We start from the raw sequence: 11,968 nt of genomic DNA on the forward strand, positions 1-11,968 counted from the left end.
GCATCGCGGCCTGTAGTCCGCTGTACATCACACCGGCGAACACACCGGTCGCACTGCCGCGCAGACCGGACCGGGGTCGATACCGGCCCGCTCGATCGCTTCCCATGGAGGTCTCGAGCAGCAGACGCTGCTGGGAGTCGGTGGAGAGCGCCTCACGCGGGCTCATGCCGAAGAAGTCGGGGTCGAAGTCCGCCGCTTGTGCAGGAAGCCGCCGGAGCGGGTGTACGACGTGCCGGTGTGGGCCGGGTCCGGGTCGTACAGCGAGTCGACGTCCCAGCCGCGGTTGACGGGGAAGTCCGAGATGACGTCGGAGCCTTCGCCGAGCAGTCGCCACAGGTCCTCGGGTGAGGTGATTCCGCCGGGGAAGCGGCAGGCCATGCCGACGATCACGATCGGGTCGTCGTCCAGGAGCGCCTCGGCCGGCGCGGCCTCCTCGGCGTCCGACTCGGCGTCGGGGCCCAGGAGTTCGGTGAGCAGGTGGTCGACGAGGGCGACGACGGTCGGGTAGTCGAAGACCGCAGTGGCGGACAGCCGGACACCGGTCGCGGCACCGAGCCGGTTGCGGAGCTCGACCGCGGTGAGCGAGTCGAAGCCGAGGTCGCGGAAGGCGCGGGACGGGTCGATGCCACCGCCGCCGGAGTGGCCGAGCACCAGCGCGGCCTGTTCGCGGACCAGGGTGAGCAGGGCGTCGCGCCGTTCGGTGCGCTGCAGCCGGGTGAGCCGGTCGACGAGCGCGGTGTCGCCCGTGGCGGCGGTGGCCGCCGCGCGCCGGGCGGGGGCGCGGACGAGACCGCGCATCAGCGGTGCGACGGTTCCCCGGGCGCGCAGCACGGCGAGGTCCAGGCGGACCGGGACGAGGGCGGCGCTGCCGGTGGTGAGTGCGGTGTCGAGGAGGGCGAGGCCCTGCTCGACCGTGATCAGCGGCATCCCGGACTCTGCGGCCCGGCGGATGTCCCGCTCGTCGAGCCCGGCCGTCATGCCCGCGCCCTGCGCCCAGGCGCCCCAGGCGAGCGAGAGGCCCGGCAGTCCGAGGGACTGGCGGTGGGCGGTGAGTGCGTCCAGGAAGGCGTTGCCGGCCGCGTAGTTGGCCTGACCCGCGCCGCCGAAGACACCGGCGACGGACGAGAACACCACGAACGCGTCCAGGTCCAGACGGCGCGTCGCCTCATGGAGGTTCCAGGCGCCGTCCACCTTGGGCCGCAGCACCGTGGCAAGGCGCTCCTCGGTGAGGGAGCCGAGCACACCGTCGTCCAGCACACCGGCCGTGTGCACCACCGCGCGGAGCGGATGCTCCGCCGGGATGCCCGCGATCAGCGTGTCCACCGCGTCCCGGTCGGCGACGTCACAGGCCGCCACCGAGACCTCGGCACCCAGGTTCTCCAGTTCCGCCACCAGCTCACGGGCGCCCGCGGCGTCCAGACCGGAGCGGCTGGTCAGCAGCAGACGCCGTACCCCACGCTCCATGACCAGATGACGGGCCACCAGACCACCCAGACCACCGGTACCACCCGTCACCAGCACCGTCCCCTCGGACGACCAGGCGCGGGGCACGGTCAGCACGATCTTGCCGATGTGCCGGGCCATGCTCATATGGCGGAAGGCGTCCGTGGCGTGCCGGATGTCCCAGGCACGGACCGGGAGCGGGTGGAGGTCTCCGGCGGCGAACAGCTCCGTCAGCTCGCGGCCCATGGCGCCGATCACCTCGGGGTCCACAAAGGCGAGGTCGAAGGACTGATAGGTGATGCCGTCCGGGACCGAGTCGTCCTCGCGGATGTCGGTCTTGCCCATCTCCAGGAACCGGCCGCCCGTGCCGAGCAGCCGCATCGAGGCGTCGACGAACTCCCCGGCCAGGGAGTTCAGTACGACGTCGAGACCGTTCTCGCCCGCGACGGCGGCGAAGGCCGCCTCGAAGTCGAGGGTGCGGGAGGAGGCGATGTGGTCGTCGGCGACTCCGAGGGAGCGCAGCACGTCCATCTTGGCCTCGCTGGCCGTCGCGAAGACCTCCGCGCCGAAGTGGCGGGCGATCTGGATCGCCGCCATGCCGACACCACCGGCACCGGCGTGGATGAGGACCTTCTCCCCCGCGGTCAGCCCGCCGAGTTCCTTCAGCGCGTGGTAGGCGGTGAGGAACACCAGCGGCAGGGAGGCACCGATCTCCCAGGTGCACTGCTCCGGGAGGTGGGTGAGACGGCGGGCGTCGGTCACGGCGAACGAGGCGAAGCTACCGGAGACCATGCCCATGACGCGGTCACCGGGGGCGATGTGCGTGACGTCCGGGCCGACCTCGACGACCACGCCGGCGGCCTCGTGGCCGTATCGCCCGGCGTCGCCGGGATACATGCCGAGGGCCTTGAGGACGTCGCGGAAGTTGAGGCCCGCGGCGCGGACCTCGATACGGGCCTGGTGTCCGGTGAGCGGCTCCAGGGCCTCCGGGTGCGGGGTGAGGGCGAGGCCGTTGATGCTGCCGGGCGTGGTGCTGTCGAGGTGCCAGGCCCGCTCGGCCGGCAGCGTCATGGCGCCGGCGGCATCGAAGCGGGCGAGGCGGCCGGCCAGAACCACGTCGTCGCGGAGCGCGAGCTGCGGTTCGCCGCTGCCGAGCGCCGCCAGGAACAGGCTCCCGCGTTCGGCGGCGTCGCCGGCGGCGTCGGCCGCCTCCCGGTCGACGAGTACAAAGGTGTCCGGGCTCTCGGACTGGGCGGAGCGCACCAGGCCCCAGACCGCGGCGGCGGCGACGTCGGTGACCTGGGAGCCGCCCGCCTCGACGGCGCCGCAGGTCGCGAACACCAGCCGGGCCCCGGCGAACCGGTCCTCGGCGGTCCACCGCTGGGCGAGAGCGAGGGCCTCGGCGGCCACGGTGTGCGCGGCCTCGGCGACCGGTGCGGCGGTGCCGTCGACGGTGACGACGACGGTGCCGGGGATGTCGGTGCCGTCCGCCGCGAGGGCGGCGAGGTCCTGGTGGGCCGTGACGGCGGCGCCGGCTGCGGTCAGGTCCGCGGCGAGCCCGGTGGTGTCCGGGCCGACGAGCGCGACGGCTGCCGGGATGTCGCCGTCCTGCGGGAGCGGGGTCCAGCCGAGGGCGAACAGGGCGTCGCGGGCGATGCCGGCGGCCTCGTTCAGCTGGTCGCCGGTGACGGCCCTGACCAGGAGCCGGTCGATGGAGGCGACCGGCTGACCGGCGGTGTCGCAGACCGCGATCGCCACGGACTGCCGGGCCTCGTCGGTCGGGGTCAGCCGGACCCGCAGCGCGGTGGCGCCGGTGGCGTGCAGCACCGCGCCCTCCCAGGCGAACGGAAGCCCGCCGTTGCCCTCCTCGCCCTCGTGGGCGACGAGCGAGGCGTGCAGGGCGGCGTCGAGCAGCGCGGGGTGCAGACCGAAGCCGGCCTCGTCGTCGGCGGCGCCGGCCTCCTGGAGGACGACCTCCGCGTAGAGGACGTCTCCGCTGCGCCAGGCGGCCTTCAGCCCCTGGAAGACCGGGCCGTAGCCGAAGCCGAGGGCGGTGAAACGCTCGTAGCAGCCCTCGGTGTCGAGAGCCTCGGCGCCGGTCGGCGGCCACACGGTGGCGTCGAAGCCGGTGTCGCGGGCGGTGCCGCCCGGCATCAGGGTGCCGGTGGCGTGCTGCGTCCACGACACGTCCGTCGCGTCCTCGGGGCGCGAGTGGACGGTGACGGTGCGTCGGCCGGTGTCGTCGGCGACGCCGACCCTGACCTGGGTCTGGACGGCGCCGCGCTCCGGCAGCACCAGCGGGGCGGCGAGGGTGAGTTCCTCGACGCGGTCGCAGCCAACCTCGTCGCCCGCGCGGAAGGCGAGGTCGAGGAGGGCGGTGCCGGGCAGCAGGACGGTCCCGTGCACGGCGTGGTCGGCGAGCCAGGGGTGGGACTGGAGGGAGAGACGGCCGGTGAACAGCACGCCCTCGCCCTCGGCGAGCTGCACCGAGCCGTTGAGCAGCGGGTGTCCGGCGGCGGTGAGGCCTACGGCGGCGGCGTCCGCGGCGGAGTGGGTGCCGCTGGGCCAGTAGGTGGTGTGCTGGAACGCATAGGTCGGCAGGTCGACGCGGGTGGCGCCGGTGCCGGCGAAGAAGGCGTTCCAGTCGAGCCGCACGCCCGCCGTGTGCAGGGCGGCGAGGGCGGTCAGGGCGGCCGTCTCCTCGTCGCGATCCTTGCGCAGCAGCGCGACGGTGACGGCCTCGTCGCCGGTCAGCGACTCCTGGGCCATCGCGGAGAGGACTCCGTCGGGGCCCAGCTCCAGGAACGTGGTCACGCCCTGCGCCTCAAGGGCGCTCACCCCGTCGGCGAAACGGACCGCCTCACGGACGTGACGGACCCAGTACTCGGGCGAGCACAGCTCCTCCGCCGTGGCCAGCGAACCCGTCAGGTTCGACACCACCGGGATCACCGGGGCCGCGAACGACAGCGTCTCGGCCACCGCCCGGAACTCGTCCAGCATCAGGTCCATCAGCGGCGAGTGGAAGGCGTGCGACACGCGCAGCATCGTCGCCTTACGGCCCTCCGCCTCGAACCGCGCCGCAACCTCCAGCACGGCACCTTCGGCCCCCGACACCACCACGGACGCGGGTCCGTTGAGTGCGGCGATCGACACCTCGTCGGACAGGTACGGGATGACCTCGTCCTCGGTGGCCTGGACGGCCACCATCGCGCCGCCGGCCGGGAGCGCCTGCATCAGACGACCACGAGCAGCCACCAGACGCGCCGCATCCTCCAGCGAGAACACCCCGGCAATGTGCGCGGCAGCGATCTCACCGATGGAGTGACCGGCCACGAAGTCCGGCCTCACACCCCACGACTCCACCAGCCGATAGAGAGCGACCTCGACCGCGAAGAGGGCGGGCTGAGTCCACCCGGTCTCATTCAGCAGACCGGCATCCTCACCCCACATCACCTCCCGCAGAGAACCCTCCAACTCGCCGTCCAGGACAGCGAGTACGGCATCCAGGGCCTCCGCGAACACCGGGAAACGGCCATACAGCTCACGACCCATCCCGAGCCGCTGCGAACCCTGACCCGAGAACAACGCCGCACGACGGCCCGACCGGGTGCGGCCGGTGACGGCGGCGGAGTTCGCCTCGTCGTCGGCGAGGGCGGTCAGGGCGCGGAGGGCGTCCTCCCGGCCGGTGGCCAGGACGACGGCCCGATGGTCGAACGCGGAACGGCTGGTCGCCAGCGAGTGGCCCAGGTCGAGCGGGCGCAGCGCCGTGTGCTCGCGGACGGTGTCGAGCAGGCGGGCGGCCTGATCGCGCAGCGCCTCGGGTGACTTGCCGGAGAGGATCAGCGGGACGACGGCGGGTTCGGCGCCGTCCACATCGGCCGTCGCCGGTGCCGGTGCGACGACCGGCTGCTCCAGGATGACATGGGCGTTGGTACCGCTGATGCCGAAGGAGGAGACAGCGGCGCGGCGCACCCGGTCCGTCTCGGGCCACTCGGTCTGCTCGGTGAGCAGTTCGACGGCCCCTTCGGTCCAGTCGACGTGGGACGACGGGGCGTCGACGTGCAGGGTGCACGGGAGCACACCGTGCCGCATCGACATGACCATCTTGATGACACCGGCGACACCGGCCGCGGCCTGGGTGTGACCGATGTTCGACTTCAGCGAACCGAGCCACAGCGGTTGCTCGTCGGTGCGGTTCTGGCCGTAGGTGGCGATGAGCGCCTGGGCCTCGATGGGGTCGCCGAGGGTCGTGCCCGTGCCGTGCGCCTCGACGGCGTCCACGTCGCCGGTCGAGAGTCCGCCGCTGGCCAGGGCCTGGCGGATCACCCGCTGCTGGGACGGGCCGTTGGGGGCCGTGAGGCCGTTGGAGGCGCCGTCCTGGTTGACCGCGGAGCCGCGGACGACCGCGAGGATCTCATGGCCGTTGCGGATCGCGTCGGACTGCCGCTCCAGGAGGAGCATGCCGACGCCCTCGGACCAGCCGACACCGTCCGCCGACTCGGCGAACGCCTTGGAGCGGCCGTCGGCGGAGAGACCCTGCTGGCGGGAGAACTCGATGAAGGTGCTGGGGGTGGACATCACGGTCACGCCGCCGGCCAGGGCGAGCGAGCACTCGCCCGACCGCAGTGCCTGGGCGGCCCAGTGCAGGGCGACCAGGGAGGACGAGCAGGCGGTGTCGACGGTGACCGCGGGGCCTTCGAAGCCGAAGGTGTACGAGACCCGGCCGGAGGCGACGCTGCCCGCGCTGCCCTGGCCCTGGAAGCCCTCGAACTCCTTGCCGCCCAGCAGGCTGCCGTAGTCGTGGTACATGACACCGGCGAAGACACCGGTGCGGCTGTCGCGGAGGCTGAGCGGGTCGATGCCGGCCCGCTCGATGGCCTCCCAGGAGGTCTCGAGCAGCAGTCGCTGCTGGGAGTCCGTCGCGAGCGCCTCGCGGGGGCTCATCCCGAAGAAGTCGGGGTCGAAGTCGCCCGCGTCGTGGAGGAATCCGCCGGAGCGGGTGTACGAGGTACCGGAGTGCTCGGGGTCCGGGTGGTAGAGGCTGTCCACGTCCCAGCCGCGGTTGGCCGGGAAGTCGGAGATGGCGTCGGTGCCCTCGCTGACCAGGCGCCACAGGTCCTCGGGCGAGGTGACGTCGCCCGGGAAGCGGCAGGCCATGCCGACGATCACGATCGGGTCGTCGTCGGTCGGCGGCAGCAGCGTGACGGGGGTGAGGGTCTCGGCCTCGGCGCCGAACAGCTCGGTGAGCAGGTGGTCGGCGAGCGCGGACAGGGTGGGATGGTCGAAGACCATGGTGGCCGACAGGCGCAGACCGGTGGCGGTGCGCAGGCGGTTGCGGAGTTCGACCGCGGTGAGGGAGTCGAAGCCGAGGTCGCGGAAGGCGCGGTCGGCGTCGATGTCGGAGCCGGCGGCGTGGCCGAGGACCAGGGCGGCGCTCGTACGGACGAGGTCGAGCAGGACCTCGTGGCGCTGCTCGCGGTCGAGCCCGGCGAGCCGCTGGACGAGTCCGGCGTCGGCACCGTCGGCGGCCCCGGTCGCGGCGGCGCGGCGCACGGGGGTGCGGATCAGTCCGCGCAGCAGGGCCGGGATCTCGGGCCGGCCGCGGAAGGCGGCGAGGTCCAGACGGCTGGTGACGAGAGCGGCCTCATCGGTGGTGAGGGCGGCGTCGAAGAGGGCCAGGCCCTGCTCGACGGTGATCAGCGGCATCCCGGACTCTGCGGCCCGGCGGATGTCCCGCTCGTCGAGCCCGGCCGTCATGCCCGCGCCCTGCTGCCAGGGGCCCCAGGCGAGGGAGACGGCGGGCAGTCCGAGGGCGTGGCGGTGGGCGGTGAGGGCGTCCAGGAAGGCGTTGGCGGCCGCGTAGTTGGCCTGACCCGCGCCGCCGAAGACACCGGCGACGGAGGAGAACACCACGAACGCGTCCAGGTCCAGGTGACGCGTCGCCTCGTGGAGGTTCCAGGCGCCGTCCACCTTGGGCCGCAGCACCGTGGCAAGGCGCTCCTCGGTGAGCGAGTCGAGCACACCGTCGTCGAGTACACCGGCCGTGTGGACGACCGCGACCAGCGGGTGCTCCGCCGGAACCGCCGCGACCAGCGCGGTCACCGCGTCCCGGTCGGCGACGTCGCAGGCCGCCACCGACACCTCGGCACCCAGCCCCTCCAGCTCCGCCACCAGGTCACCGGCGCCCGCGGCACCGAGACCGGAGCGGCTGGTCAGCAGCAGACGCCGCACCCCACGCTCCATGACCAGATGACGGGCCACCAGACCACCCAGACCACCGGTACCACCCGTCACCAGCACCGTCCCCTCGGACGACCAGGCGACGCGGGCGGTGGAGTCGGCGGTGGCGCGGGTCAGACGGGCGGCGAGGGCACGGCCTCCGCGCAGCGCGAGCTGCGGCTCATCGAGGCCGAGGGCACGGGTAAGGGCGGAGTCGGAGGCGCCGTCGGCGTCCAGATCCATGAACCCGAAGACACCGGGATTCTCGGTCTGCGCAGAGCGCACCAGGCCCACCAGCGCGGCAGCGGCGAGGTCGGTCACCGGCGCGTCGTCGGTGGCGACGGCGCCGCGGGTGACGAGGACCAGACGAGAACCGTTGAACCGGTCTTCCGCCAGCCACTCCTGAAGGAGGGTCAGGGCGGCGGCGGTGCGAGTGTGCACGGCGCCCGGCGTGTCATCGGTGTCGGAGCCGGCCGTGAGCGGAACCAGTACGGCACCGGGGACCGGCGCGTCGGCCGCGAGCAGATCGGCAAGGGTGGCATACCGGACGGCGCCCTCTCCGAGGGCCTCGGCCAGGTCGTCGGTGTCCGGGCCGAGCAGGGCGAGGCTCTCGGTGGGCGTGCCGTCGGGCAGCGGGACCGGGGTCCACTCCAGCCGGAAGAGCGCGTCCCGCAGGTGTCCGGCGTCGCCGGTCAGCTGGTCGGCCTCGACCGGGCGGGCGAGCAGCCGGGCGATGGAGACCACGGGCCGGCCGGCCGGGTCGGCGGCGGTCACGGACAGCGCGTTCGCACCCGCCGGGGCGAGGCGGACGCGCAGCGCGGTGGCGCCGGAGGCGTGCAGACTGACGTTCTCCCAGGAGAACGGCAGGCCACCGTCGTCGTCGGTGAGCAGCGCGGGGTGCAGAGCGGCGTCGAGCAGTGCGGGGTGCACGGCGAAGCCGGCCGCGTCGTCGTGGCCCTCCTCGGGCAGCGCGATCTCGGCGTACAGCGCCTCGCCGGCCTTCCAGGCGGCGGTGAGGCCCTGGAAGAGCGGACCGTAGGCGAAGCCGTGGGCGGCGAAGCGCTGGTAGCAGCCCTCGGTGTCGAGGGCCTGAGCGCCGGCCGGCGGCCAGACGGTGGTGTCGAGGGCCGTGCCGGTGGCGGCGGTGTCGGACAGGGTGCCGGTGGCGTGCAGGGTCCAGACGCCGTCGGTGGCGTCCTCGGGGCGGGCGTGCACGGTGACGGTGCGTCGGCCGGCGTCGTCGGCGGCTCCCACCCGGACCTGGAGCAGCACGGCGCCGTCCTGCGGCAGGGTCAGCGGCGCGGCGAGGGTGAGGTCCTCGAGGTGACCGCAGCCGGCCTCGTCGCCCGCGCGGATCGCGAGGTCGAGGAGGGCGGTGCCGGGCAGCAGGACGGTCCCGTGCACGGCGTGGTCGGCGAGCCAGGGGTGGGACTGGAGGGAGAGGCGACCGGTGAGCAGCACGCCTTCCCCGCCGGGGAGTTCCACGGCGGCGCCGAGCAGGGGGTGGGATGCGGAGCCGAGTCCGGCGGCGCGCATGTCGTGCGGATGTGCCGCTCGGGCGGCGGGCCAGAACCAGCGGTGCTGGAAGGCGTAGGTGGGCAGGTCGACGCGGGCGGCCCCGCCGACGGTGAGCGCGGAGGTCCAGTCGGCGTCGATGCCGAGGACGTACAGCCGGCACAGGGCGGTGACGAGGGCCTGCTCCTCGCTCCGGTCCTTGCGGAGCACGGGCACGGTGACGGCGCCCTCGGTGACGGACTGCTGCGCCATGGCGGACAGCACACCGTCGGGGCCGAGTTCGACGAAGGTGGTGACACCGTGTTCGCCGAGGGTGCCGACGCAGTCGGCGAACCGGACGGCGTCGCGGACATGACGCACCCAGTAGTCGGCGGAGCACAGGTCGGCGGGGTCGGCGAGGGTGCCGGTGAGGTTGGAGACGACCGGGATCGCCGGGGCGGAGTACGAGAGCCCCTCGGCCACCGACCGGAACTCGTCCAGCATCGGGTCCATCAGCGGCGAGTGGAAGGCGTGGCTGACGCGCAGCCGGCTGGTGCGCCGTCCCTGCTCGGTGAAGTGCCCGGCGACCGCGAGGGCGGCGGCCTCGGCGCCGGAGACGACCACGGACGACGGTCCGTTGACGGCGGCGATGGAGACGTCGCCGGTGAGGAGCGGGAGGACCTCGTCCTCGGTGGCCTCGACGGCGATCATGGCGCCGCCCTCGGGCAGCGCCTGCATCAGGGCCGCGCGGGCGGCGACGAGACGGCAGGCGTCCGCCAGGGTGAGCACCCCGGCGATGTGCGCGGCGGCGATCTCACCGATGGAGTGGCCGGCCACGAAGTCCGGCTTCACACCCCAGGACTCCACCAGTCGGTAGAGCGCCACCTCGACGGCGAACAGTGCGGGCTGGGTCCATCCGGTCTCGTTCAGCAGGTCGGCGTCCTCACCCCACATCACCTCCCGCAGCGAACCCTCCAACTCGCCGTCCAGGACGGCGAGTACGGCGTCCAGGGCCTCGGTGAACACGGGGACCCTGCCGTACAGCTCACGGCCCATGCCGAGGCGCTGGGAGCCCTGGCCGGAGAACAGGAACGCGGTGCGGCCGCCGCGGGCGGTGCCGGTCAGCAGCGCGCTGTCGTCGGTACCTGCGGCAAGGGCCGCGAGGGCGCGGAGCGCCTCGGTGCGGTCGGCGCCGAGGACGGCGGCGCGGTGGTCGAAGACGGAGCGGCTGGTGAGCAGCGAGTACGCGATGTCGGCGGGGCGCGTCTCGGGGTGGGCCTCGACATGGGCGAGCAGTCGGGCGGCCTGGTCGCGCAGGGCCTCGGGGGTCTTCGCGGACAGCGGCCAGGGGGCGGCCGGAAGTTCCTCCGCGGGGCCGCTCGGGGCGGCCGGGGCCGGGCCGGCGGCCGGCTGCTCGATGATGACGTGGGCGTTGGTGCCGCTGATGCCGAAGGAGGAGACGGCGGCGCGGCGCACCCGGTCGTTCTCGGGCCACTCGGTCTGCTCGGTGAGCAGTTCGACGGCTCCGGCGTCCCAGTCGACGTGCGAGGACGGGGCGTCCACATGCAGGGTCTGCGGGAGCAGCCCGTGCCGCATCGACATGATCATCTTGATGACGCCTGCGACGCCCGCGGCGGCCTGGGTGTGGCCGATGTTGGACTTCACGGAGCCGAGCCACAGGGGCCGCTCCGGGTCACGGTCACGGCCGTAGGTGGCGATCAGCGCCTGGGCCTCGATGGGGTCGCCCAGGGTGGTGCCGGTGCCGTGCGCCTCGACGACGTCGACGTCCTCGGGGGACAGTCCGCCGCTGGCGAGGGCCTGGCGGATGACCCGCTGTTGGGAGGGGCCGTTGGGGGCGGTGAGGCCGTTGGAGGCGCCGTCCTGGTTGACGGCGGAGCCGCGCAGCACGGCGAGGATCTCGTGCCCGTTGCGGATCGCGTCGGACCGGCGCTCCAGGAGGAGCATGCCGACGCCCTCGGACCAGGCGACGCCGTCGGCGGCCTCGGCGAACGCCTTGGAGCGGCCGTCGGCGGCCAGGCCCCGCTGGCGGGAGAAGTCGACGAAGGTGCTGGGGGTCGACATCACGGTGACACCGCCGGCCAGGGCGAGCGTGCACTCCCCCGTGCGCAGCGCCTGGGCGGCGAGGTGCATGCCGACGAGGGAGGAGGAGCAGGCGGTGTCGACGGTGACCGCGGGGCCCTCCAGGCCCAGGGTGTAGGAGACGCGGCCGGAGGCGACGCTGGGGGCGCTGCCGTTGCCGCGGAAGGCCTCGTACTCCTCGCCGGTGAGGATGGTGCCGTAGTCGTTGTACATGACGCCGGCGAAGACGCCGGTGCGGCTGCCGCGCAGGCTGTGCGGGTCGATGCCGGCCCGCTCGACGGCCTCCCAGGACAGTTCGAGCAGCAGGCGCTGCTGGGAGTCGGTGGAGAGCGCCTCGCGCGGGCTCATGCCGAAGAAGTCGGCGTCGAAGGAGCCGGCGTCGTGCAGGAACCCGCCGGCGCGCACATAGGTGTGCCCGGGGCGGTCGGGGTCCGGGTCGTAGAGGTTGTCGACGTCCCAGCCGCGGTTGACGGGGAACGGTCCGGTGGCGTCGGCGCCCTCGCTGACCAGGCGCCACAGGTCCTCGGGCGAGGTGACGCCGCCCGGGTAGCGGCAGGCCATGCCGACGATGACGATCGGGTCGTCGGTGGTGGCCGGGAGGGCGCCCGCGGGGGTGGGCAGGGGTATGTCGTCGCCGGTGCCGAGGAGTTCGTCGCTCAGGTGGTCGGCGAGCGCGTTCGGGGTCGGGTAGTCGAACACCATGGTCGCGGGC

The 11,968-nt window shown here is 73.6% G+C and carries 2 pseudogenes; both read right to left on the reverse strand.

The features are described 5' to 3' along the window. Positions 1–49: 49 nt before the first annotated feature. Positions 50–6,735: pseudogene (locus CP978_RS36335) on the reverse strand (type I polyketide synthase); the annotation flags it as partial. A 15-nt stretch (positions 6,736–6,750) separates the two neighbouring features. Next, positions 6,751–11,958, reverse strand: a pseudogene (locus tag CP978_RS36340) (type I polyketide synthase); the annotation flags it as partial. Positions 11,959–11,968 lie beyond the last annotated feature (10 nt).

Origin of the sequence: Streptomyces nodosus, assembly GCF_008704995.1 — a bacterium.
Taxonomy (GTDB): Bacteria; Actinomycetota; Actinomycetes; order Streptomycetales; family Streptomycetaceae; genus Streptomyces; species Streptomyces nodosus.